At 63.7% G+C, this 22796-nt stretch carries 23 protein-coding genes; 4 read left to right on the top strand and 19 right to left on the bottom strand.

Annotated features, from left to right (window positions below; translation table 11 throughout):
- Positions 1–51: 51 nt before the first annotated feature.
- From minE to minC, 3 genes are read right to left on the bottom strand one after another with little or no spacing between them, the layout of a single operon-like run.
- Positions 52–315 carry a cell division topological specificity factor MinE gene (minE, locus tag L598_RS19905; RefSeq protein ID WP_144865501.1) on the bottom strand — a complete coding sequence of 88 codons (264 nt, stop codon included), beginning with the start codon at positions 313–315 and terminating at the stop codon, positions 52–54.
- The gene (gene minD, locus L598_RS19900) at positions 312–1127 is read right to left on the bottom strand and encodes a septum site-determining protein MinD (protein WP_144865500.1); all 816 of its coding nucleotides are present in this window, start codon (positions 1125–1127) and stop codon (positions 312–314) included. Before minD ends, minE begins: the two co-directional genes overlap by 4 nt.
- A 31-nt stretch (positions 1128–1158) precedes the next feature.
- Positions 1159–1908, bottom strand: a complete 750-nt coding sequence (minC, locus tag L598_RS19895; protein ID WP_144865498.1) for a septum site-determining protein MinC — start codon at positions 1906–1908, stop codon at positions 1159–1161.
- Positions 1909–2303: 395 nt separating this feature from the next.
- Between minC and L598_RS19890 the strand changes: the two genes are divergently transcribed.
- Positions 2304–2531, top strand: coding sequence for a hypothetical protein (locus L598_RS19890; protein ID WP_144865496.1), 228 nt, complete (start codon positions 2304–2306; stop codon positions 2529–2531).
- Between the two features lie 167 nt (positions 2532–2698).
- On the opposite strand, the gene fdhF is transcribed toward L598_RS19890, so the two are convergent.
- From fdhF to glp, 4 genes are all read right to left on the bottom strand, one after another.
- Complete coding sequence (gene fdhF / locus L598_RS19885) at positions 2699–5488, bottom strand: formate dehydrogenase subunit alpha (protein ID WP_144865494.1); 2790 nt, start codon at positions 5486–5488, stop codon at positions 2699–2701.
- A 1-nt stretch (position 5489) separates the two neighbouring features.
- A complete protein-coding gene (locus tag L598_RS19880) occupies positions 5490–7097 on the bottom strand; it encodes an NADH-ubiquinone oxidoreductase-F iron-sulfur binding region domain-containing protein (protein ID WP_144865492.1) in 1608 nt (535 codons plus the stop codon).
- Positions 7098–7302: 205 nt separating this feature from the next.
- Positions 7303–7548, bottom strand: coding sequence for a sulfurtransferase TusA family protein (locus L598_RS19875; protein ID WP_144865688.1), 246 nt, complete (start codon positions 7546–7548; stop codon positions 7303–7305).
- Between the two features lie 97 nt (positions 7549–7645).
- On the bottom strand, positions 7646–8902 hold the full coding sequence (gene glp / locus L598_RS19870) for a gephyrin-like molybdotransferase Glp (RefSeq protein WP_144865490.1): 1257 nt from the start codon (positions 8900–8902) through the stop codon (positions 7646–7648).
- A 147-nt stretch (positions 8903–9049) separates the two neighbouring features.
- Between glp and L598_RS19865 the strand changes: the two genes are divergently transcribed.
- Together L598_RS19865 and mobA are read left to right on the top strand one after the other, a co-directional pair.
- A complete protein-coding gene (locus tag L598_RS19865; protein WP_144865488.1) occupies positions 9050–9937 on the top strand; it encodes a formate dehydrogenase accessory sulfurtransferase FdhD in 888 nt (295 codons plus the stop codon).
- Entirely contained in the window at positions 9927–10562 is a 636-nt protein-coding gene (mobA, locus tag L598_RS19860) for a molybdenum cofactor guanylyltransferase MobA (protein ID WP_144865486.1), read from the top strand. The genes L598_RS19865 and mobA overlap by 11 nt, the downstream gene beginning before the upstream one ends.
- On the opposite strand, the gene L598_RS19855 is transcribed toward mobA, so the two are convergent.
- From L598_RS19855 to L598_RS19835, 5 genes are read right to left on the bottom strand one after another with little or no spacing between them, the layout of a single operon-like run.
- Complete coding sequence (locus tag L598_RS19855; RefSeq protein WP_144865686.1) at positions 10559–12517, bottom strand: molybdopterin biosynthesis protein; 1959 nt, start codon at positions 12515–12517, stop codon at positions 10559–10561. The genes mobA and L598_RS19855 overlap by 4 nt on opposite strands.
- 10 nt (positions 12518–12527) lie before the next feature.
- The gene (locus L598_RS19850) at positions 12528–13658 is read right to left on the bottom strand and encodes a molybdopterin-binding protein (protein ID WP_144865484.1); all 1131 of its coding nucleotides are present in this window, start codon (positions 13656–13658) and stop codon (positions 12528–12530) included.
- A gap of 53 nt (positions 13659–13711) precedes the next feature.
- A complete protein-coding gene (locus tag L598_RS19845; RefSeq protein WP_144865482.1) occupies positions 13712–14545 on the bottom strand; it encodes an extracellular solute-binding protein in 834 nt (277 codons plus the stop codon).
- Between the two features lie 18 nt (positions 14546–14563).
- The gene (locus L598_RS19840; RefSeq protein ID WP_144865480.1) at positions 14564–15286 is read right to left on the bottom strand and encodes an ATP-binding cassette domain-containing protein; all 723 of its coding nucleotides are present in this window, start codon (positions 15284–15286) and stop codon (positions 14564–14566) included.
- Between the two features lie 2 nt (positions 15287–15288).
- Complete coding sequence (locus L598_RS19835; protein ID WP_144865478.1) at positions 15289–15969, bottom strand: ABC transporter permease; 681 nt, start codon at positions 15967–15969, stop codon at positions 15289–15291.
- 85 nt (positions 15970–16054) lie between these two features.
- On the opposite strand from L598_RS19835, the gene L598_RS19830 reads away from it, so the two are divergent.
- Positions 16055–16936 carry a helix-turn-helix transcriptional regulator gene (locus tag L598_RS19830; protein WP_144865476.1) on the top strand — a complete coding sequence of 294 codons (882 nt, stop codon included), beginning with the start codon at positions 16055–16057 and terminating at the stop codon, positions 16934–16936.
- A 29-nt stretch (positions 16937–16965) separates the two neighbouring features.
- Here L598_RS19830 and L598_RS19825 read toward each other — a convergent pair whose 3' ends face one another.
- The 7 genes from L598_RS19825 to L598_RS19795 form a co-directional block, all read right to left on the bottom strand.
- Positions 16966–17172, bottom strand: a complete 207-nt coding sequence (locus tag L598_RS19825) for a DUF6494 family protein (RefSeq protein ID WP_144865474.1) — start codon at positions 17170–17172, stop codon at positions 16966–16968.
- Positions 17173–17347: 175 nt separating this feature from the next.
- Positions 17348–17746 carry a type II toxin-antitoxin system VapC family toxin gene (locus tag L598_RS19820; RefSeq protein ID WP_144865472.1) on the bottom strand — a complete coding sequence of 133 codons (399 nt, stop codon included), beginning with the start codon at positions 17744–17746 and terminating at the stop codon, positions 17348–17350.
- Positions 17743–18009, bottom strand: a complete 267-nt coding sequence (locus tag L598_RS19815; protein ID WP_144865470.1) for an AbrB/MazE/SpoVT family DNA-binding domain-containing protein — start codon at positions 18007–18009, stop codon at positions 17743–17745. Before L598_RS19815 ends, L598_RS19820 begins: the two co-directional genes overlap by 4 nt.
- Positions 18010–18124: 115 nt before the next feature.
- The gene (gene guaA / locus L598_RS19810) at positions 18125–19687 is read right to left on the bottom strand and encodes a glutamine-hydrolyzing GMP synthase (protein WP_144865468.1); all 1563 of its coding nucleotides are present in this window, start codon (positions 19685–19687) and stop codon (positions 18125–18127) included.
- Positions 19688–19750: 63 nt separating this feature from the next.
- Positions 19751–20389, bottom strand: coding sequence for a 5'-methylthioadenosine/S-adenosylhomocysteine nucleosidase (locus L598_RS19805; RefSeq protein WP_144865466.1), 639 nt, complete (start codon positions 20387–20389; stop codon positions 19751–19753).
- A gap of 1 nt (position 20390) precedes the next feature.
- Complete coding sequence (locus L598_RS19800; RefSeq protein ID WP_144865464.1) at positions 20391–20849, bottom strand: PaaI family thioesterase; 459 nt, start codon at positions 20847–20849, stop codon at positions 20391–20393.
- 108 nt (positions 20850–20957) lie between these two features.
- Positions 20958–22244 carry an RsmB/NOP family class I SAM-dependent RNA methyltransferase gene (locus L598_RS19795; protein ID WP_144865462.1) on the bottom strand — a complete coding sequence of 429 codons (1287 nt, stop codon included), beginning with the start codon at positions 22242–22244 and terminating at the stop codon, positions 20958–20960.
- Positions 22245–22796: the final 552 nt, after the last annotated feature.

Below are 22796 nucleotides of genomic sequence, written 5' to 3'. Positions count from 1 at the left end.
TTTCGTTTGCTCGAATGGTTGCGTTCCCCGCCACTTGCAGGGCAGCCGCCATCAGGCTGCCCGGACACCCGCCTTCAACGGGATCTCGATATCGACTTCCAAAGTCGAGACCTGCTCCCCACGGTCCATCTTCACGTTTACCTTGTCGCTGTCGATCTGGACGTGCTTGGCGATGACGGCGAGAATCTCCTCCCGCAGCAGCGCCACCAGATCCGAATGCCCTACCGTTGCCCGCTCATGGGCAAGCAGCACCTGCAGGCGTTCGCGCGCTGTCGGGGCAGAACTCTTTTTGCTAAAGAAGTTGAAAAGGCTCATGCTGCCCTCCGTCCGAATATCTTGCTGAACAGGCCGCGCCTTTCACCCGGAATGGTCATCGGCACCACCTCGCCGGCAAGGCGGCGGGCGGCGTCACTATAGGCGAGCGCCGGGGCGCTGCGGCTGTCGGCCAGAGTGACCGGCGAGCCTATGTTGGAAGCGCGCAGGACGTCCATGCTTTCGGGAATGATGCCGAGCAGGGGGATGGAAAGGATCTCGAGGACGTCATCGACTTTCAGCATGTCGCCGCCCTCGGCGCGATTCGCGTCATAGCGGGTAAGCAGCAGATGCTTTTCCACCCGGTCTCCGCGTTCGGCCTTCGCCGTCTTGGCGTCGAGAAGGCCGATGATGCGATCCGAATCACGCACCGAGGAGACTTCCGGATTCGTGACAACCACCGCGACATCGGCATGGCGCATGGCCAGCGTGGCGCCCCGCTCGATGCCGGCCGGGCTGTCGCATATGATCCAGTCGAAGGACTTCCTCAATTCGTCGATCACCCGTTCGACGCCTTCGGCCGTCAGGTTGTCCTTGTCGCGGGTCTGGGACGCGGGCAGCAGGTGCAGCGTCTCCAGGCGCTTGTCGCGGATCAGCGCCTGCGGCAGCTTGGCGTCACCCTGGATGACATTGATCAGGTCGTAGACGACCCTCCGCTCGGCGCCCATCACGAGGTCGAGATTGCGCAGGCCGACGTCGAAATCGACAACGACCGTCTTCTCGTTGCGCTGGGCCAATGCAGCCCCCAGGGCGGCGGTCGAAGTGGTCTTGCCGACGCCTCCCTTGCCCGATGTCACCACAATTACTTTCGCCATCTCGCTCTCCTGTTTTCTGGTCCGCCGCCGCTCAATTCAGTGTTTCCGCCATGATCGCATCGCCCTCGAGCCAGAACTGGACAGCCTGCCCGCGCAGCTTGCGATCCATGTCCTCGGCCGTCTTGTAGAGGCCGTCGATCGCCAGCAATTCCGCTTCCAGCTTCCTGCAAAAAATGCGCGCCTGGGCATTGCCGACCGACCCTGCCAATGCCCGTCCCCTCAGCGTGCCGTAGACATGGATCGAGCCGCCGGCGACGATTTCCGCCCCCGATGCGACCGATCCGACAATGGTTATGTCGCCCTCGGGAAAAATGATCGATTGCCCCGAGCGCACGGGCTCCTTGATGATAATCGACTGCACCGGCCGCACCGGCGGTTGCTCGGCGCTCGTCATCGCCGGTTCCGCAGGCGCGCGAGCGGCGGTTTCCTGCGCCTCGGCGGGTGCTTCCGGTGGCTCGAAATCCGAAGCCGGTCGGCCGCCCTTCATGGCCGGCGGCATGCCGGGCCCGAGCAGCGACGGACGCGCTCCTTCGACCCCCATGATCCAGACATTGCGCTCGGCAAATGCCGCGATCAGTTCGGCCAGCTGCGACCGGTTGATGTTGAGATCCTCGACGTCGAGGACGACCGGCCGCCCGAGAAAGAAACCCGCCGAACGCGCCGCCAGATCGTCGAGCCGGGCAAGCCATCCCTCGAAGGGGAGTTCCGGGGAAAGTACCAGAGCCAGGAAGGAGCGGCCCTTGAGGCGGATCGGTCGAGCGTCTGTTAGCACTTTGGTCATCTAGGTTAATTTTCCATTGTTGTGGTCTATGCGCGCTATGGTTAACCAATGGTTAACGGGCGGTCTTGCACGGGCTGGAGAGGCAGGATTTGCTCGGAATGAAACGACTCCATCCGTCGAAGCTTGCAGCGCAGGGTCCGGCTGGCGCCGGTCCGGGGACTTTCACATGCGCGCACGATAGCTGAGTCGCGGAGATTGGTTCATCATCCGCAAAGCGGGAGCGGACTCCATCCACATGAGTTCCGGCGGAGGCTTTGTCCTCCGAGGCGACCCGGCACGATGCCGGTTCTTTGAAGCACTGTTCTATCCCTGACGGGAGCACCGTCACTGACACAATTCGTGATTGGCCGGCAGGACTTGCGCGCCTAAAATGCTTGGCAGAAGGGAGGTGGCAAATGCAAAAGCACCATCTGCCGCCGCATGTCGTAATGGCTCTCAGGCCGTTTTTCGCCCAGCAACGCCACAAACGTCCCGTTCCGCTTTCCGCGGTCGTTCGAGCGACCCGCCAAGCGGTTCCCGACCTGCCTTACTCGGATGAAGTGCTTGCCGATCTCCTGGCGAAGGAGATCATGCGCAGCGGCTGCGCCATAGAGTTCGACCGCAACGATACCCCCATTCATTAGGCCGCGCGGCCCGGCTTGGAACATCCGCTCAAATGGCGGGTTTGATGCCCGTGGCGGAGAAGCGAGCTGTCGTCTCGCTGCGCAATCCCATGCCTGCCCTGGCCTCTCCGCGGCATCACCAATACCCGACGCTGTTGCGGAGGGGACCGGCAGACGCCGGCTCCAGATTATTCGGCGGCCTCCATCTGCGTAACCGGCTCCACGCGGGCGGCGCAATATTTGAACTCCGGAATCTTGCCGAACGGATCGAGCATCGGGTTGGTCAGCTTGTTGGCAGGGCTTTCGTTGAAGCAGAACGGCATGAAGACCATGCCGTCGGCGACCTCGCGGTCGGCCCGCAGGATTGCCTCGACTGTTCCGCGACGGGTTTCCACCCTGATTATCTCGCCCTGGGAGAGGCCTCGCTTGGCGATCTCTCGCGGATTCATGGCCGCGATGCCGTAGGGCTCGATCGCATCCAGCACACCGGCCCGCCGCGTCATTGCGCCGGTGTGCCAATGCTCGAGCAGACGGCCGGTGGTCAGCACCAGCGGATATTCCTCGTCGGGCACCTCGGCCGGCGGCAGAAGGTCGGCCGGCGTGATGCGGGCGCGGCCGTCGGAAGTGGGGAAGCCCTCGGTAAAGATGATCTCGTTGCCCGGCCTGTCTTCGGCATCGGCCGGATAGATGACCGACCCTTCCCTCTCGATCCGTTCCCAGGGAATGTTGCGCAGCGAGGGCATGACGCTCGTCATTTCGGCATAGACGTCTGACACGTGCTCATATTTCCAGTCGAGCCCGATACGCCTTGCGATCTCGACGATCAGTTCCCAGTCCTGCCGCGCCTCGCCAGGCGGGTCGAGCACCGGGCGGCCGATCTGCACCTGGCGGTTGGTATTGGTATAGGTGCCGAGTTTCTCGGCATGGGCAGAGGCCGGCAGCACCACGTCGGCATGCCATGCGGTCTCGGTCAGGAAGATGTCCTGCACCACCAGATGATCTAGCATGGCCAGCGCTTGCCGGGCATGGGTCTGGTCGGGATCCGACATGGCCGGATTCTCGCCCATGATATACATGCCCTTGATCTCGCCGTCATGGATGGCGTCCATGATCTCCACGACGGTCAGGCCGCGCTTGGGATCCAGCGTCTGGCCCCAGAAGTTCTCATACTGGCCGCGAATGTCGATGTTCTCGACCGACTTGTAATCGGGGAAATACATCGGAATGAGGCCGGCGTCGGAGGCGCCCTGCACGTTGTTCTGGCCGCGCAGCGGGTGAAGCCCGGTGCCAGGCCGGCCGACATGGCCGGTGATCAGCGCCAGCGCGATCAGGCAGCGGGAATTGTCGGTGCCGTGCGTGTGCTGGGAGATGCCCATGCCCCAGAAGATGATGGAGCGCTCCGATTTGGCATAGGTGCGGGCGACGTCACGCAGCACCTGTGCCTCGATGCCGCAGACTTCCGCCATCGCCTCCGGCGAAAAATCCTTCACCTTGGCCTTGAGCGCCTCAAAGCCGGAAACATTCGCCTGGATATACTGCTCGTCGTAAAGCTTCTCCTCGATGATCACATGGATCAGCGCATTCAGCATGGCAACATCGCTGCCAGGCTTGAACTGCAGCGAATAGGTGGCATGGCGCATCAGATCCTGACGGCGCGGATCCATGACGATCAGCTTCTTGCCACGCTTGGCAGCCTGCTTGAAATAGGTCGCCGCCACCGGATGGTTGGTGGTCGGACGCGCGCCGATGACGATGATGCAGTCGGCCTTGAGCGCATCGTTGAAAGGTGCAGAGACGGCGCCGGAGCCGACCCCCTCCATCAGCGCGGCCACCGAAGAGGCATGGCAAAGCCGCGTGCAGTGATCGACATTGTTGGTGCCGAATCCCTGCCGCACGAGCTTCTGGAACAGATAAGCCTCCTCATTGGAGCCCTTGGCCGAGCCGAAACCGGCCAGCGCCGTGCTGCCATGGCTCTCCAACAAAGCCTTCAGACCATCCGCGGCGTGCGTCAGCGCCTCTTCCCATGTTGCCTCGCGGAAGACGGTGAGCGGATCGACGCCGCGCAGGTCGATATCGCCGAATTTCGGCGCATCGTCGCGGCGGATAAGCGGCTTGGTGAGGCGCTCCGGCGACATGACATAGTCGAAACCGAAGCGGCCCTTGACGCAGAGGCGATTCTCATTGGCATAGCCGTTGCGGCCGTCGACCTGGACGATCCTGTTGTCCTTTACCGCAACGCGCGTCTGGCAGCCAACGCCGCAGAAGGGACAAAGCGTATCCACCACCTTGTCGAAGGACTGGACGGCGCGGGTCCTGGCCTCCTTGTCCATCAGCGACTTTTCGTAGAGCGCACCTGTCGGGCAGGCCTGCACGCATTCGCCGCATGTGACGCAGGTCGAGCGACCCATCGGATCATGCATATCGAAGACCGGCACGGAATGATTGCCGCGTTCGGCCATGCCGATCACATCATTGACTTGCACCTCGCGGCATGCGCGCACACAGGCGCCGCAGGAGATGCAGGCATCGAGATTGACGGCGATCGCGGGGTTTGTGACATCGAATTCAGGCTCCACATCAGAGGCGAATTTCGAGCCGAAGCGGTCGCTTCCCGAAATGCCCATGGAGGAAGCCCATTGCCAGAAAGCGGACTGGTTGTCCGGTCCTTCCTCGGCGGGCCGCATATTGCTGGCCAGAAGCTCGAAGACCATGGCGCGCGACTTCTCCGCGCGCTCGGTATCGGTACGCACGACCATGCCTTCCGTCGGCTTGCGGATACAGGAGGCGGCGAGCACCCGTTCGCCTTCGATATCCACCATGCAGGCGCGGCAGTTGCCATCGGGCCGGTATCCAGGCATGTCTACGTGGCACAGATGCGGGATGCGCGTGCCTTCGCGCTTGGCCACTTCCCAGATGGTCTCGCCTTCCGCGGCGGTCACCGGTTTACCGTCGAGCGTAAAGGTGATCTTGCTGGTCATCTCAAAAATCGTCCCGGAAATGAGTGAGAAGATGGTTGACCGGGTTGGGCGCGGCCTGGCCCAGCCCGCAGATGGAAGCGTCGCGCATCACCAGTTCGAGGTCACGGATAGCGGCCTCGTCGGGCCTGCTTTCCTTCTTGAGCAATGTGACCATCTTTTCGGTGCCTTCGCGGCATGGCGTGCACTGGCCGCAGCTTTCATGCTTGAAGAACTTCAGGAGGTTGACCGTCACGTCCTTGATGTTGTCCGCCTGCGAGAAGACGACGACGGCATGGGAGCCCACGAAAGCCCCCTGCTTGGCGAGCTCGCCGCCGAAGTCGAGCGGAATGTCGCCCATCGAAGCAGGCAGTATCCCGCCGGAAGCTCCGCCCGGCAGATAGGCCTTGAATTCATGGCCTTCGGCCATTCCGCCGCAATAGTCCTCGATCAGCTCGCGCACCGTAATGCCGGCCGGCGCCAGCTTCACCCCCGGCTCGCGGACGCGGCCGGAGACCGACCACGACCGGATGCCCGGATGGCCCGGCCTGCCCTGCCCTGCAAACCATTGCGCGCCCTTTTCGACAATATCGCGGATCCACCACAGGGTCTCGACATTGTGATTGAGCGTCGGGCGTCCGAACAGGCCGACCTCCGCGATATAGGGTGGACGATGGCGCGGCAGGCCGCGCTTGCCCTCGATCGACTCCAGCATCGCGCTTTCTTCGCCGCAGATATAGGCACCGGCGCCCCGGCGGAGCTCGATGAAGCCCGGCGCAATGATGCCTGCTTGCTCCAGCGCGGCAATCTCCGTGCGCAGAATCTGGAGAACCGCCGGATATTCATCACGCATGTAGAAATAGATGCGCTCGGCCTCGACCGCATGGGCGGCGATCAAGGCGCCTTCCAGAGTGCGGTGCGGGTCGCTTTCCAGATATGTCCGATCCTTGAAGGTGCCCGGCTCTCCTTCGTCGCCGTTGATCGACATCAGCCGCGGTCCGGGATAGGAGCGCACGATGCTCCACTTCTTGCCGGCCGGGAAGCCCGCGCCGCCAAGCCCGCGCAAGCCGGCGTCCTGCATCGTCTCGATGATGTCGTCGATGCTCTTTTCCCCCTCCCGCACCTTCCGCAGGAGCCGATAGCCTCCGGCGGCCGAATAGGAGTCGAGCCCGGTATAGGCGGGGATTGCCACTCCCGTCTCGCCCGACCGCGCCAGTTCGACAAGAATAGAGCTGTCGGCATGGTCCACTTCACGGTCCCCGATGCGGGCCGCCGGCGCGGTGGCGCACCGGCCCATGCAGGGGGCACGCAGCACGCGCACTTCCTTGGGATCGACGGCGGCGGCAATCTCCTCCAGCAGCTTCTCGGCCCCGGCCAGCATGCAGCTTATCGAATCACAGATACGGATCGTCAGCGGTGCCGGCTTCGCCTCGCCTTCCTTGACGATGTCGAAGTGATCATAGAATGACGCCACTTCATATATTTCGGCCTGCGCCAGACGCATTTCCTCCGCAAGCGCCCGCAGATGGGCGGCGGACAGACACCCGTAGCGATCCTGGATAAGGTGCAGAAACTCGATCAGCAGGTCGCGGCGGCGGGGGCGCGACCCGAGCAGCGCCTGGATTTCACGCATGGCGGCATCGTCGAGCGCGCGTCCCTTGGGCCCTCGGTCACGCCCGCGCCGATCTCGATATGTCGGAGCTCCCTTGCTGGACGGACCAAGCTGCGCCAGATCGGCAGTATTTCCGGTATTTCTTCTATCGTGCAAGACTATCCTCGCTTACGAACGCCAGTTCACTCGCGGATCGAACGCTCGGCCCCGTCGCCGCGTCCAGCGATCATTGCGGAACCGCGGTTCTATCCGCCTTCTCGATCAGGAATCTTATCTGCGCTCCATCGCGTGCGATGTCCTCAATGCGATCACCCGTTTCGCTAATGAGATTGGGAATGTCGATTGCAGCGAGCGGATCGGTGCAATGCACCTCCAGCCGATCTCCCGGCTTCATGCGCCCGAGCGCCTTGCGGGTCTTCAACGCCGGCAAGGGGCATTTCAATCCCGTCAGATCAAGTTTGGCCGTCGTCATGGGCGACAGGATGACCAAGGGCATGCTCCCCGTCAATGAAACTGCTGCCGCAGCGAATCCTCGCCCGGCAGATTGAAGCGTGCCCGCTATCATCTTGTCAGATCAGGCTGGGATAGGCAAGAAAATCGACGGTCTGGCCCGGCTCGATCCTGGTGCATTCCTCGTTGATCTCAACCAGACCATCCGTTTCGACCAGCGACGAAAGAAGGCCCGCGCCTTCGCGGGGGAACTTCACCGCCTCGTATGAACCGTCCGCCGCCTTGCGCAGGCTGGCTCGCACATATTCGCGGCGGCCCTTCTTCTTCCGGTAGGAGAAGGCCGTACGCACGGGGATTGAAAATTGCGGTGAGAGGCGTTCTCCGGCAAGCGCCTGGATCGCGGCACGCGCGATATGGGCAAAGGTGACGAAGCTGGCCACCGGATTTCCCGGCAGTCCGATGAAGGCCGTTCCCCGGACCACACCCATCGCGACAGGACGGCCGGGCTTGATGGCCACACGCCAGAAAACCAGCGAGCCGACGCTCTCAAGGCCCGCCTTGACATGATCCGCTTCCCCGGTCGAAACGCCGCCCGAGGTCAGGATCAGATCGTGCTCCGCAGCGGCACCCAGCAGGCTTTGCGAGATCACCGCGGGATCGTCATTGAGAATGCCCAGATCGGTCACCTGACAATCAAGCCGCGCCAGCATGGCGATCAGCATGAACCGATTCGAATCGAAAAGCTGGGCCGGGCCGCGGATCTGGCCCGGCGCGACAATCTCGTTCCCCGTCGAGAATACGGCGACGCGCACCCGTCGCCAGACTTCGACCCCGGTCAGGCCCAAGGCGGCAATCAGCCCGATGTCCTGCGGGCGCAAGCGGTGGCCGGCCCTCAAGACGGTCTTTCCGACGGCGACATCCTCGCCTGCCGGGCGCACATTGGCCCGGCGCTTGAGGCCCGGCGGAAGGATCGCCCGGCCATCCTCCTCCAGGCGGGCGTCTTCCTGCATGAAAACGGTATCGGCACCGTCGGGCATCGGCGCACCGGTAAAGATGCGCACGGCCCGGCCCTCGGAGATGGGCTGGCCCGGAGACATGCCGGCCTGTACGCGGCGCTCGACAGGGAAAGCCCGTTCCCCGGTTTGCGGCAGATCGTCGCCGCGCACCGCATAGCCGTCCACCGCGGAATTCGTGAAAGGCGGCAGCGGAATCGGGGCTGTAATGTCTGCGGCAAGCACGCGCCGGTCGGCAGACTGCAGCGGAACCGTCTCCGTCTCCTCGACCGGATGCAGCCGTGAGGAAATGTGGGCGACCGCGTCGTCGATCGGCATCAACGGGGCGCCGAACGCAAAACAATCGTCAGAAAGCTGCGCCATCCTGTTCTACCATATTGGCCCGCGCGGCCTGTCCGATGCGGGTGGGCTCATCCGCCACTATATTACGACAGGCTGACGCGCGAGCCTTTTCGTGCCAGTTTGCGAACCTGGCCGCCACAGCCAAGTACAACATTCTGCGAGAGCGTCATGCAGGAGATCAAGAGCCGCGTCCGCGAGATCATGCCCGATCCGGCAAACCCGCTTCTGACGGAGCGTGTCGGCGGCATCGACCACACGGGCGGATCGGTGGAAGTCAGCGTTCCGGTCGAGCGGGCACTGACGCTCTACCTGAACGCGCAGGAGATCGTCACCATGATGACGATCAACGACTATCCGGAATATCTGGCGGTCGGCTACCTGCTCAACCAGAACATGCTGAAGCCCAGCGACGTCGTCACCGGGATCGACTATGACGACGATTTGCAGGTGGTCGTCGTGCGCACCGAGCACGGCACGAACTTTGAGCAAAAACTGAAGAAGAAGACGCTGACATCGGGCTGCGCGCAAGGCACCGCATTCGGCGATCTGATGGAGGCGCTCGAAGACATCCATCTACCGGAGGCGGAATTGCGCACCTCCTGGCTCTATCAGATGACCCGCACCATCAACACCACGCCCTCGCTTTATCTGGAAGCTGGCGCCATCCACGGCTGCGTCCTCTGCAAGGAAGGGACACCCATATGCTATATGGAGGATGTCGGACGCCACAATGCCGTCGACAAGATCGCCGGCTGGATGTACCGCCACGGCATCGATCCCGCCGACAAGATTCTCTATACGACCGGCCGGCTGACCTCCGAAATGACGATCAAGACGGTGCGGATGGGGATTCCGATCCTGGTGTCGCGTTCCGGCTTCACTGCCTGGGGCGTGGACCTGGCAAGGCAGGCCGGTCTGACGCTTGTCGGCCGCGCGCGGGGAAAGAGATTTATCGTCCTGTCGGGCGAGGAGCGTATCGTCTTCGACCAAGATATCGCTCTCGTGGAAGAGGAGCCGTCGCGAAACAGACGCAAGGGCAGCGAAAGTGACCATTGACCACGGCGCAACCGTCGGCGTCATCCTCGCCGGAGGCCTTGCCCGGCGCATGGGCGGCGGCGACAAGCCGATGCGCAGGATCGGCGGGCGCATGATCCTCGATCACGTCATCGACCGGCTTGCGCCACAATGCGATCGCCTTCTCTTGAACGCCAATGGCGATCCGGCCCGCTTCGCGCGCTTCGGCCTGCCGGTGATCGCGGATACGGTGGACGACTATCCCGGGCCGCTGGCAGGCGTGCTTGCTGCTCTTGAATTGGTGGCCGAGAATGAGACGACGGCGAAATGGGTCGTCAGCGTCGCCGGCGACTGTCCGTTTCTGCCGCGCAATCTCGTCAAGCGTTTCCACCAGGCGCGTATTGCCGAAGACGCCGAGCTTTGCGTCGCGGCCTCGGCGGGCCGTTCGCATCCGGTGATCGGCCTCTGGAACGTCGATCTCAGGCATGATCTGCGCCGGGCGCTTGTTGGCGAAGGAATGCGCAAGATAGATCGCTGGACCGCCAATTACCGGCTGGCGACCGTCTCCTGGCCGGTCGAGCCGGTCGATCCGTTCTTCAATGCCAATACGGTAGACGACCTTGCCGAGGCCGAACGCCTCGCCCGCTCTCTTGAGAAGCAGGGTTAGGCAGGGCGGAACCCTGCCTCCTCGAGCGCTGCCCTGCACTCGTCCGACTTCAGCGCAGCAAGAAAAGCCGCGACGGGCGGACGATCCTTCCGGGCCGTGACGAGGGCGAAATCATAGTGCTCCTCGGCCAGCGGAATGAAGCCGAGCCCCGCGGCCTTCGCGACAGGCGCAATGGTGACGCCCCAGTCCGCCCGCTTCTGCGCCACCGCGGCCGCTACGGCATTGTGGGAGCGCGGCTGATTCCAGTAGCCATCCGGCCGGGCATCTCCGAGCAGTGAATCGATCAGGATGCGCGTTCCCGCACCCTGGTTGCGATTGACCATCAGGCAGGTCGGGTCGGCAAGGGCCGCACGCACGGCGCCCTGCGCATCCAGCCCCTCGAAACGGTCGTCACCGGGGCGATAAACGATCCCCTGCATGCGCCGCCAGCCCGGCACAAGCTCCAGCCCCTCCCCAAGGAAGGGTTCGTTGTAGCGTCCAGTCTTCTCGTCCAGAAGGTGGATCGGCGCCAGGTCGCATTCGCCGCGACGCGCCGCCGCAAGCCCGCCCAGGCTGCCCACGGCCAGCACACGCGCCGAAAATCCGTCTTGGGCAAGCGGCGCCACCACGCGGTCGAGACCGGTGCAATGGCTGCCGATGATAACGAGGTCCGGCACCCGCACCTGCGGCGTGAACAGCGTCACCTCGGTTTCGCTGCCCGCAGGCATGTGATCAGCCAGGGCTTCGATGCGGATGAAGCCGTCTGCCTGGGCGAAAGAGGTGATGGCGCCGGAGCCCTTGCCGGTCGGATAGGCGACCAGTCCTTCCTGCCCCTTGACCAGCGATACCATCACGAACTCGGTGCGCCCGAGCTCAGAGGCGATGCGGAGCGGAACCCGCGCCGTCACCTGCATGTCTGTTCGCGGCGGCAGGCCGGCCATCCGGCGCAGTGCCGGCACGATCATGTCGTGGAAGGTGAACATCGCCGAGGTCGGGAATCCCGGCAGAATGACGACCGGCTTTCCATTACACACCGCCAGGCAGAGCGGCTTGCCGGGCTTCAAGGCTACTCCGTGCGCGATAATCCCCGGTTGGCCGAGCCGCGAGACGATACGGTGGCTGACATCGCCCGCGCCCTTCGAGGTGCCGCCGGACAGGATCAGCATGTCATGCGCCGCCAGCGCCCGACGCATGGCCCTTTCAAGGCTTGCCTCGTCATCGGGAAAACTGCCCAGAAAGGCTGCCTCGCCGCCATTCTCGGAAACAGCGGCCGCAACAATAGCCCCATTGGTGTCGTAGATGCCGGCGGGAGGCAGCGGCTCGCCCGGCTGGACGAGCTCGTCGCCGGTCGACAGGACGGCAACGCGCGGCTTCCGCGCCACAGGCACCGAGGCGATGCCGCAGGCGGCCAGCATGCCGATCTCGCGGGAGCCGATCACCGTTCCGGCGCGCAGCAATATTTCGCCGCGGGCAATGTCTGAACCGGCATAGGAGACGAACTGGCCGGGCGCGGCGCTGCGCCGGACCTCGATGGCGTCGCCCTCGGCGGGATGGGTGTGTTCGACCATCACCACCGCGTCCGCCCCGCGCGGCAACGGGCCGCCCGTCGCAATCGGGGTCGCGGTTCCGGACTGCACCATAAGTTCCGGCATGACACCGCAGGCGATGGTCTCGTCATTGAGCATGAGCCGGACGGGCCGGCCTTCCGTCGCCGTGCCGATATCCGAGGAACGCACGGCAAACCCATCGACATTCGATCTGTCGAAAGGCGGCACGTCGATAGGCGCCACGACATTTTCGGCAAGCGCCAGCCCCAGCGCATCAGCCAGCGGCAGTTTCTCCACCGCCATGGGGCGCGGAAACAGCGCCGCCTCGAAGCGGCTTAGCGCCTCCTCCCGCGACAGGATCTTCAGGAATTGGTCTTGTCCGACGCCCTGGTGGCCGGTGACGTTTGGGGAATTGGGCGTGTCGATCATTGCGGCAAGCTCATCTGCAATCACGAAGCGGAAACGCCTCGACAGGGGTTCCCGCCGCATATCCCTCGCTGTCGCCGGGAACGACGAGCCAGGCATCGGCCATGCGCATCTGGTCCAGCGAAAGCGCGCCGACGGCGATCGGCTTCCAGGCCGAGGGCTCCCGCGACAGAAGAACCAGTTCGGCAATGCCGACACCCGAGGCAATCTTGCGCGCCAGCGGCAGTAGCGCGCCGCGCCGCTCCACTCTCCCGGCAAGACGGTCGAGCACCGGCAGGACCAGCGTGAGAAAACCCGCCAAGGCCTGGTCTGGAGCGCCAGGCAATGCGATGACCGGCACCTTGCCGAGCCGGCCCACCGCCGCCGTTCGGCCGGGCTCGAGCGCGATCTCATGGGCGATCAGCGCGCCGCGCGCGGCAAGTGCTTCCGCGGTCGCATCCCTGTGTCCCCCGCCAGTGCCACCGATCAGGAGGATACTGTCACAGGCTGCGCCGTCGAGTGCCTTGGCGATGGATCCGGCTACGCGACCGGCTGTTTCAATCCCCGTCACCGCCGCGCCCGCAGCCGCTACATTTTCGAGCATGAGCCGGGCCGTCAGGCCGCCACCGTCCGTGGCTGCGATATCGATCATGCGCAGCCGTGGCACACGCACCGCGGCTTCGTCGAGCCCGGCGCTGCGCAGGACCAGGAGATCGAGCGCCGAGAGCCGACGGCCTGGCAGGACGGGCGGATTTCCCGCGCCCATGTCCGTGCCTGCGCGGCGAATGCCCTTGCCGGGAACGGCTTCCGCGAAGGCTTGCGCCATCGCTCCGCTGGAATCGACCAGATCGGCCTCAAGGACGCAGTCGCAGCCTTCCGGCATCGCATTGCCTGCCTCGACCCAGACAGGCGCAGCGCGCAGCGGAACCGGCGCATAGGCCGACGCCCCGGTCAGATCGAGCGCGCGGAAGGCCCAGCCATCCATCACGGCGGTGTCATGCAGCGGCAACGGGCCGCTGACCGGCGGCATCTCGGCCGCCATGAAGCCCATGGCTTCAGAGAGAGGCAATGTGGTCGGGGCAACCGGAGTGAGCCCGTCCAATATTGCGGCGAGAGCCGATTCGAGGCTGGTCAGCGCGCCTTTCGTAGGCCGTATTCTGCTCATGCCTGCATATGGGCCCGATGCACTTCCCTTTGCAACAGCGGCCGCACCGGCAATCAGGACGGGTCCTGCCCTGCATTCGGGAAAAAGAGCTGCTGGCCGTCCACCTTATACGCGGCTATCGCTTCCTGGCCCTCGGGCGAAACCAGCCAATCGATGAAGGCCTGACCGAGTTCGGCTTTCACGCTCGGATGCTTCTCCGGATTGACGAGAATGACGCCGTACTGGTTGAACAGCCGCTTGTCGCCTTCCACGACGATCTCGAGGTCGCCGCGGTTCTTGAACGACAGCCATGTGCCGCGATCCGACAGGACATAGCCATTCATGGAAGAGGCGGTATTGAGGGCCGCGCCCATGCCCTGCCCGATCTCGCGATACCAGGGGCCTTTGTCTGCGCTGATGTCTATGCCAGCCTCCTTCCAAAGCCTCAATTCGGCCGAATGCGTGCCGGACTTGTCACCGCGCGATACAAAAGGCGTCTGCTTGTCCCTGATGGCCTGGAAGGCGGCTGCGATATCGTCCGTTCCGGCCACGCCGGCGGGATCCTCCTTGGGACCGACGAGCACGAAGTCATTATACATGACATCGAAGCGCTTTACGCCATAACCTTCCTCGACAAACTCCTCCTCCTGAGCCTTGGCATGGACGAAAACCACATCGGCATCGCCGCGCCGCCCGGTATCGAGCGCCTGCCCGGTGCCTTGCGCCACCACCTTCACCTCGATGCCGGTCTTTTCCTTGAAGAGCGGCAGGATGTGCTCGAAAAGACCCGAATCCTGGGTGGATGTGGTCGAGGCGACGACAATCGATTTGTCCTGCGCCAGCGCTGAAACGCCTGCAGAAATGAAGAGAAACGTCGCGGCAATGGCAAGGAAATGGCGGCGCAACATGGAAACCTCCCGTTTGTGTCAAAGAACAAGATCGCCGCGCACGAAGGCCGCAGCCTCTGGCGTCGACGGGCGATCGAAGAAATCGCGAGCATTGGCCTGTTCGCGGACCCGTCCGCGAACCATGAAGACCACCTCGCCGGCCAGCCTCCGCACCTGGCCCAGATCGTGCGATGCCATCACGATCTTGGTGCCGGAATGCGCGGCCATCTGGACGATCGACTCGACATGGCGTGTTGCCGCCGGATCAAGGCTTGCGGTGGGCTCGTCGAGCAGCAGTATCTCGGGCTCTCGCGCCAGTGCGCGGGCGAGCGCGACGCGCTGCTGCTCGCCTCCCGACAAGCGCCGGGCGGGACGATCCGCAAGCTCCAGGAGACCGACCCGATCGAGCAGTTCCTCGGTTCGCGCCGCGCGGCGATGGCGGGGACAGCCAGCTCGCGCCAGGCCATAGGCGACGTTCTCGGCCACCGAGCGGCGCAGCATCACCGGCTTCTGAAACAGGAGCGCGCGGCGGGTTTGGCGGGACTCCCTGCGCCCGCCCCAGGTCACTGTCCCTTCCGACGGCGCATCGAGCCCCATGCAGAGCCGCAACAGCGACGTCTTGCCGGAGCCGTTCGGTCCGATGACGAGCGTCGGCGCGCCGGGCCCGATCGTCAGGCTCACCTGATCCAGCATGGTCGTCGCGCCGGCGCGCATCGAAACGCGGTCGAGCACGAGGGGCAGGTCGCTCAGTGTGTCGCGCATCATCAACCCGTCCGCTGCTCGGACCAAGCGCGCACGCCCCAGGCGGCAGCGTTGACGGCCAGAATGAGGCCGATGAGGATGATCCCCAGCCCCAGTGCGAGCGGAAGATTTCCCTTCGAGGTCTCGAGGGCGATCGCGGTGGTCATGGTGCGTGTGAAGCCGTCGATATTGCCGCCGACGATCATCACCGTCCCGACTTCCGCTGCCGCTCGCCCGAAGCCGGCCAGAAGTGCCGTTGTCAGGCTGAAGCGGCCGTCCCACAGAAGCGTCGCCACGCGACCCCATGGGCCCACTCCGACAGCGGTGAGCTCGTCACGATATTCGCTCCACAGGTCCTCGATCGTCTGCCGCGTCAGCGCGGCGATGATGGGAAGCACCAGAAGCGATTGCGCTATGACCATGGCGAGGGGCGTGAACAGGAGGCCCCAGCCGCCGAGCGGCCCCGACCGCGACAGAAGCAGATAGACCGAAAGGCCGACCACGACGGGCGGCAGTCCCATGAATCCGTTGAGCAGCACGATCAGCGCCGCGCGGCCCGGAAAACGCGTCAGGGCCAGTAACGCGCCGAGCGGCAGGCCGATAACGGCAGCAATCGCTACCGCCGACAGGCTGACCATCAGAGAAAGGCGCACGATCGCAAACAGCGTCGCATCCCCGCTCGCGATAAGCTGCCATGCATTCATGCCGAACCTCCTGGCACCTTTTGCTGCAATTATTCCAAAAGTGTCAAATACTTGAATCTGCGCTTAAATATGCAAGAATATGCAGATGGATTTTCTGACGACGAGTGAAGCGGCCGATTATCTGCGGCTTGGCGAACGCAAGCTCTACGAACTGGTCGCCGCCAATGCGGTCCCGTGCAGCAAGGTCACGGGCAAATGGCTGTTTCCGCGCCATGAACTTGACCGCTGGGTGCTTTCGGGACTGATGCGGCCCCAGGGCATGATACTGGCTGAACCGCCGCTGATCGTCGGAGGCAGCCAGGACGATCTGCTCGAATGGGCATTGCGTCAGTCAGGCTCCGGTCTGGCTTCGCTGACGGAAGGCACCGAAAAGGGCGTTCACCGGCTGATGCGTGGAGAGGTCGCGGCTGCGGCTATCCATTTTCACGGCGAGGCGTCGGATGAAGACACCAATATCGCCGCCATCCGTGCCATGCCCCGGCTCCACGATGCCGTGCTGGTCGGATTCGTGCGGCGCGAACAAGGGCTTCTGGTGGCGCCGGGCAATCCCAAGCATCTTCACAGCCTGACCGATGTTCCTTCCAGCGGCGCCAAAATGGCCATCAGGCAGCCGGGCGCCGGCGCACGCATGCTGCTCGACATCCTGCTGGCCCGCGCCGGCATCTCCCTCAGCGATCTCAACCTGCTGGAGCCGCCATGCCTGACCGGCCCGGACCTTGCCGCCGCAATCGGCTCAGGCCGTGCCGATTGCGGAGTGGCCACGCGTTCGGCCGCGCGCGCGGCAGGTCTCGAATTCGTGCCGCTGGTGTGGGAAAATTTCGATCTCCTGATGCGGCAGCGGACTTATTTCCAGCCGTCGCTGCAAGCCTTGATTGCTTTCCTGGCAAGGGGCGGCGTCAGCGGGCACGCCGACGAACTGACCGGGTACGACACCGCCCCGGCGGGAAAAATCCGCTTCTACACCTGATCGAGTGAGGGCGCGGCAAGGCGCTCGTGTCAGCCGAGGTCGATTTCGCCTTCCACGACATGGTTCAGGGAAGTGCCTTCCGCCGTGATGACAGCCTTCACGGTCAGGCGGCCCTTCCCCCGCAGCCCGGCTTCCTCCACGGTCTTCTCGATCGCCTGCTGGGATGTCACGCCGACCTGCTTCAGGAACTTGCGCAAGGATACGTTGAAGGGATCAGCTTCCATGTTCTGGGTCATGGGATTACCTCGCAAATCTGTCCGGGTCGCACCCGCTCTTTGCAAACGGGACTCGCTCGTCAGCGGAACACGGAATGCCGTCCGAGGCAATGCCCTGCTTCCCGGGACAACTCTCATCCGACTAGATGGGCGGGGCGGCACCACGAAAAATGCCATACCCGGCCAAAAACTTCTTTCAGGTGAGTAGCTGTGCGGCCTCGCCCTGCTTGGATAGCAGCGTGACCGCCTTCTTGTCGAAGGACACGAAGGTTTCGCCGCCCAGCCACTTGCCCTCGTGTGCCATGATGCCGTCGGCGAAGTCTCCTCCGGCCTCCAGCAGCGCAAGCCCGGCTTCCACGGCGGGCCGGTTCATGACGACATTGGCCGCATCGAGCAGCGCCCGGATGGCTACCGCCACGTCCTCATTCGGCAGCTTGGCCCCCTGCCGCAATATCCAGGCAAGTTCGCACAGCGATGGCAGCGACACGGCGATCAGCGTCGCGTCTTTGAGCAAATTGCGCGCCTTGCGACATTGCGCGGCGTCGTCCTGCAAGATGGSGCGAGCCAGTACGTTGGTATCGGCGGAGATCTTCATTCGCCGTCCAGTTGACCGGCCCAGCCTGCGGCGGCGATTTCGCTCATTTCCTCGATCGTCAGCGGCTTTTGCAGATTCACCTTGCCGTCCAGCGCATGGATGAAGCCGTCAATCGTGCCACTGGGCCGTGCCGCGCGCACCTTCAGTTCGCCGCCCGGCAGCTTTTCAAACTCGACCCTCTCCCCCGGCTTGATGCCGAGGTGTTGCAGCAAGTCCCGTTTCAGCGTGACCTGCCCCTTCACCGTGACCGCTAAGGATGCCATCGCAGCCTCCTGATTCAAGCCATCAATGTAATGTGTTTTTCAATTACATTCAAGGTCGACCACATCGCAAGCACGCCTTGTCAAAGGCCGCTGCCAGCCTATGCCGGACGCGGAATCACTCCCACTCGATGGTGCCGGGGGGCTTGCTCGTCACGTCATAAACGACGCGGTTGATGCCGCGGACTTCATTGATGATGCGTGTGGCGGCGCGGCCGAGGAATTCCATGTCGTAATGATAGAAATCCGCAGTCATGCCGTCGACGGAGGTCACGGCGCGCAGGGCGCAGACGAATTCATAGGTGCGCCCATCGCCCATGACGCCCACGGTCTGCACCGGCAGGAGCACGGCGAAGGCCTGCCAGATGGCGTCATACAACCCGGCCTTGCGGATCTCGTCCAGATAGATCGCATCGGCCTGGCGCAGGATATCCAGCTTCTCGCGCGTCACGCCGCCCGGGCAACGGATCGCCAATCCGGGCCCGGGAAACGGATGGCGGCCGATGAAGCTTTCGGGCAGTCCGAGCTCCTTGCCGAGCGCCCTCACCTCGTCCTTGAAGAGTTCGCGCAGCGGCTCGACAAGCTTCATGTTCATGCGCTCGGGCAGGCCGCCGACATTGTGATGCGACTTGATCGTCACGGAAGGCCCGCCGGTGAAGGAAACGCTTTCGATGACGTCGGGATAAAGCGTGCCCTGGGCCAGGAAATCCGCGCCGCCCAGCTTCTTCGCCTCCTCCTCGAAGACCTCGATGAAAAGACGGCCGATGGTCTTGCGCTTCTTCTCCGGGTCGGCCTCGCCTTCCAGCGCACTGAGGAAGCGATCGGAGGCATCGACGAGGATCAGCGGAAGATTGTAGTGCTGGCGGAACATCTCGACCACGTCGCGGGCCTCGTTCTGCCGCATCAGTCCATGATCGACCAGGATGCAAGTCAGTTGCTCGCCGACCGCCTCGTGGATCAGAAGTGCGGCGACCGAAGAATCCACGCCGCCCGAAAGCGCGCAGATCACCTTGCCGTCGCCTACCTGCTTGCGAATGGTTGCGACCGCCTGCTCGCGATAGGCCGCCATGGTCCAATCGCCGGCAAGGCCCGCGATGTTATGGACAAAATTCGACAGGAGCCGCGCGCCGTCCGGCGTGTGAACAACTTCCGGATGGAACTGCACGCCGTAGAAGCGCCGCTTGTCATCGGCGATGGCCGCGAAGGGCGCGCCAGTGGAGGTGCCGACGACACGGAAACCCTCCGGCAGGGCCGTCACGCGGTCGCCATGGCTCATCCAGACCTGGTGGCGAGTGCCCCTGGCCCAGACCCCGTCGAAAAGCGCGCACTCATCCTCGATCTCCAGGAAAGCACGTCCGAATTCGCGGTGATGTCCGCCTTCGACCTTCCCGCCGAGCTGGGCGCACATGGTCTGCTCCCCATAGCAGATGCCGAGGACGGGAATGCCGGCCTCGAAGATGGCCTGCGGAGCGCGCGGGCTGCCGGTATCGACGGTGGAGGCCGGGCTGCCGGAAAGGATGACCGCTTTCGGCTTTATGCGGTCGAAAGCCTCGTCGGCGGACTGGAAGGGAACGATCTCGGAATAGACACCGGCCTCGCGCACGCGACGCGCGATAAGCTGCGTCACCTGGCTGCCGAAGTCGATGATGAGGACGGTATCGGGATGAGCGGTGGTGTTCATGCCGAGCCTTTAGAGAAAAGCGTGAGTCGGCGCAACGTCTCAAATGACGCAGAGACGATTGGCCTAAAGATGGATCTGGCCTCGTAATATGGCCAGTTCCAGCAGATCGACGGCGCGGGCGAGCTTTTCATCGACCACATGGAGATATTCGGTCCAGTCGCCGACATGGGTGAGTTCGGCGGCACCGTCCGAAATGCCGCGCAAGGCAATCAGCGGACGGCCGAAATGCTGGCAGGCGCGCAGAACGGCATATGTCTCCATATCCACCATATCGGCGTCGATGGCGTCATAGCCTTTCCCGGAAACGATATTCCCGCCTGTGGAAAGCGTCGCCTCCGGAATGCCGGGAATGCGCAGCGGCAGCGGAATGCTGGCGGGCAGGTTCAGGAAAGGCGTGACGCCTTTCTGGAAACCCAGCGCCGAGGCATCCATGTCGCGATATGCAACGGAAACGGCCTGATAGACCTCCGTCTGCTCCAGCTTCCTGCTGCCGGCCGATCCGAGCGAGACGATCAGGTCCGGCAGTTGATCGGTGGCTTCGAGCGCCGCAAGAGCCGCGGCGAGTTGCACCGCCGCTTCCACCGGACCGACACCGGTCATCAACGGGACGAAACGCTTTTGAAGATGCGGACCATATTCCGCCTCGGCCGCCATGACGAACAGCACCCTGAAGCCGGCGAGTTGTGTCGGCTCGGCGCTCATCTCAGCCGGCGATGCCCTGGCGGCCAAGCACGGTCATCATCGTGCCGGTCATGGTCGCGATCAGCTTCGCCTCGCCTTCTTTGTTGAATGCATAGGCCTGGCCGTCGGCGACGATGATGGTGCGCCCCGGCTTTGTCACGGCGCCGCGAAAGAGAAAGCGCTCACCCTTGCCCGGAGCCAGCAGATTGACCTTGAATTCGATGGTCAGCACCGCTGCGTCGGGCGGCATCAGCGAATAGGCGGCATAGCCGCAGGCCGAATCCAGCGCCGTCGAGATAATGCCGGCATGAAGGAACCCGTGCTGTTGCGTCAGCGCCTCGGAATGCGGCATTTCGATTTCAATGACGCCGGGCGTCACCATGGTCAATTCAGCGCCGATCGTGGTCATCGCCTTTTGGCGGGCAAAGCTGGAGCGGACACGCGCCTCGAAATCCGCTTCGGCCACAGGTTTTCCGGCCATTTCATATTCCTCAGTCTACCGCCCGGTCATTGCACAGCCGATGCCGCCAGGCAATCCGCAATTTCGCAGTGCAACAATGCGGCCATAGGCCCGCAAAAAATGGAATTTCTATGCCGAGCGACGGAGGGCGGCGAAGAAGAAACCATCCGTCCCGGTTCTGTGTGGGGTGAGGGAAATTCCATGGTCTTCGATCGCAGCGGCACCGGGATGCGCCGGAAATGCCGCCTTCCACGAGGCATCGTGGTCGAGCGGCTCGAAATCCGATATGCGACCGAGGAAGGCCTCGATCTGATCGCTGTTCTCCTCGCAAAATACCGAACAGGTGATGTAGACCAGCCTGCCGCCAGGTTTCACATATTGCCGGGCCTGATCGAGGATTGCCTGCTGCTCGGCCTGCCTGTTCTCCAACTGCCGTGTGGTCAGGCGCCATTTGGCGTCCGGCCTGCGGCGCCAGGTGCCGGAGCCGGTGCAGGGGGCGTCGACCAGAACGAGATCCATCTGTCCTTGGAGAGGCGCCAGGGACTCCCGGCCCGAAAGAACCTGGACGTTCCGGCAGCCGGCGCGCTTCAGCCGGTCGAAGATGGGCGCAAGGCGCTGCTTTTCTGCGTCGAAAGCAAAAATCTGGCCGCGGTTCTGCATGGCGGCGGACAGTGCCAGGGTCTTTCCCCCTGCCCCGGCGCAGAGATCCAGCACCTGCATGCCGGGCTCGGCGCCGGCAAGACGGGCCACGATCTGCGAGCCCTCGTCCTGCACCTCGAACCAGCCTTTCTGAAAGGCCGGCTCGGCCTGGACATTGGGATGACGGCCCTGGCCCTCGATCGGCGGGATGCGGATGCCGTCCGGCGCTATCCTGCATGGCGCAGCGCCATTTCGTGCAAGCACGGCCAGAACCTTTTGCCGCTCGGTTTTCAGCGTATTCACACGCATGTCGAGAGGCGGCCGGAGAGCAAGAGCGGCGGCTTCCCGGACCCAATCAACACCAAAACTTCTTTCCAGAAGCGGCTCGCACCATTCAGGGCAATCGGCGCGGACCCCGTGAGGCGCGCCGGACAAATCCCTTGCCAAAACCTGCCCTATCTCGCCGGCATCGAGAGGCGGCGGCGCAAAGCGGTCGCCATCCAGTTCGGCGTTCAGGGCTTCCGGCGAGACGGTGTTTTCCAGCATGAAGGCACCGAAAGCGAGTGCGCGGGAGGTCTCGCTTCCCAGAAGCCATGCGGAAGACCTGCGGCGGCGCAGGGCACCATAGACGATGTTGCCGATGGCACCCCGATCACCCGCTCCGGCAAAGCGGTGAGACAGGCCCCAGTCCTTGAGCGCATCCGCCGCCGGGCGATGCCTTGCCTCGATGTCATCGAGAATCTCGATGGCTGCTGAGAGCCGTCCACCCAAGCGCATATGCCCATCCAATCGTCGGTTACCCGGAATGGGTGCTAGCTAGCGGGAAGCACCGGGGATGACAAGCACGCATATGCGGCACTCTCCGCTGCATATCGCTGCGAGACCACAGGGAGACGGTGTCTGTCTTGGGTGTTACGGGCATGACCTGGACATTGTCTGTGTGGGCATCCGTCATCTGCCGCCGAGACCTGGGTCCCCGACACTCTCCGCTGCGCTGCCAGGTCGAGGACGACGGGGGCCTCGGCAGAACGCTGACCTTCGCGACTGGCTGAAGCCTCCCATGCCGCCGTCATTCTCGGGTGTCGAGTGTAACGAGATATCCCGGGAATCCAGATCTCGCCCTTTCCGCACCTGAAACATCGCTGATAAGCCTCGGTACCGCACCAGTCCTTGCCCTTTCCACTCAATGAACGTTGCAAGCAAGCCTCGATTACCCCCACCCCGTCTCGCAATCCTTCGCTCTGCTCCCGATTGCTCGCCGACCCTCCCCTCAAGGGGGAGGGTGAACCGCAGCACATGCCTCGCCGTCTCAGCTCGGCAAGGCGGCAG

Source organism: Mesorhizobium sp. J18 (assembly GCF_007829525.1).
Classification (GTDB): Bacteria; Pseudomonadota; Alphaproteobacteria; order Rhizobiales; family Rhizobiaceae; genus VLJP01.
The sequence above is the reverse complement of the archived record's forward strand: the minus strand, read 5'-3'. Positions and strand labels throughout refer to the sequence as shown.

Excerpts from the sequence above, each read along its gene's own strand:
- minE (WP_144865501.1), bottom strand. The coding sequence starts at position 315 with ATGAGCCTTTTCAACTTCTTTAGCAAAAAGAGTTCTGCCCCGACAGCG.
- minD (WP_144865500.1), bottom strand. The coding sequence starts at position 1,127 with ATGGCGAAAGTAATTGTGGTGACATCGGGCAAGGGAGGCGTCGGCAAG.
- minC (WP_144865498.1), bottom strand. The coding sequence starts at position 1,908 with ATGACCAAAGTGCTAACAGACGCTCGACCGATCCGCCTCAAGGGCCGC.
- L598_RS19890 (WP_144865496.1), top strand. The coding sequence starts at position 2,304 with ATGCAAAAGCACCATCTGCCGCCGCATGTCGTAATGGCTCTCAGGCCG.
- fdhF (WP_144865494.1), bottom strand. The coding sequence starts at position 5,488 with ATGACCAGCAAGATCACCTTTACGCTCGACGGTAAACCGGTGACCGCC.
- L598_RS19880 (WP_144865492.1), bottom strand. The coding sequence starts at position 7,097 with ATGCGTGAAATCCAGGCGCTGCTCGGGTCGCGCCCCCGCCGCCGCGAC.
- L598_RS19875 (WP_144865688.1), bottom strand. The coding sequence starts at position 7,548 with ATGACGACGGCCAAACTTGATCTGACGGGATTGAAATGCCCCTTGCCG.
- glp (WP_144865490.1), bottom strand. The coding sequence starts at position 8,902 with ATGGCGCAGCTTTCTGACGATTGTTTTGCGTTCGGCGCCCCGTTGATG.
- L598_RS19865 (WP_144865488.1), top strand. The coding sequence starts at position 9,050 with ATGCAGGAGATCAAGAGCCGCGTCCGCGAGATCATGCCCGATCCGGCA.
- L598_RS19855 (WP_144865686.1), bottom strand. The coding sequence starts at position 12,517 with ATGATCGACACGCCCAATTCCCCAAACGTCACCGGCCACCAGGGCGTC.
- L598_RS19850 (WP_144865484.1), bottom strand. The coding sequence starts at position 13,658 with ATGAGCAGAATACGGCCTACGAAAGGCGCGCTGACCAGCCTCGAATCG.
- L598_RS19845 (WP_144865482.1), bottom strand. The coding sequence starts at position 14,545 with ATGTTGCGCCGCCATTTCCTTGCCATTGCCGCGACGTTTCTCTTCATT.
- L598_RS19840 (WP_144865480.1), bottom strand. The coding sequence starts at position 15,286 with ATGCGCGACACACTGAGCGACCTGCCCCTCGTGCTCGACCGCGTTTCG.
- L598_RS19835 (WP_144865478.1), bottom strand. The coding sequence starts at position 15,969 with ATGAATGCATGGCAGCTTATCGCGAGCGGGGATGCGACGCTGTTTGCG.
- L598_RS19830 (WP_144865476.1), top strand. The coding sequence starts at position 16,055 with ATGGATTTTCTGACGACGAGTGAAGCGGCCGATTATCTGCGGCTTGGC.
- L598_RS19825 (WP_144865474.1), bottom strand. The coding sequence starts at position 17,172 with ATGACCCAGAACATGGAAGCTGATCCCTTCAACGTATCCTTGCGCAAG.
- L598_RS19815 (WP_144865470.1), bottom strand. The coding sequence starts at position 18,009 with ATGGCATCCTTAGCGGTCACGGTGAAGGGGCAGGTCACGCTGAAACGG.
- guaA (WP_144865468.1), bottom strand. The coding sequence starts at position 19,687 with ATGAACACCACCGCTCATCCCGATACCGTCCTCATCATCGACTTCGGC.
- L598_RS19805 (WP_144865466.1), bottom strand. The coding sequence starts at position 20,389 with ATGAGCGCCGAGCCGACACAACTCGCCGGCTTCAGGGTGCTGTTCGTC.
- L598_RS19800 (WP_144865464.1), bottom strand. The coding sequence starts at position 20,849 with ATGGCCGGAAAACCTGTGGCCGAAGCGGATTTCGAGGCGCGTGTCCGC.
- L598_RS19795 (WP_144865462.1), bottom strand. The coding sequence starts at position 22,244 with ATGCGCTTGGGTGGACGGCTCTCAGCAGCCATCGAGATTCTCGATGAC.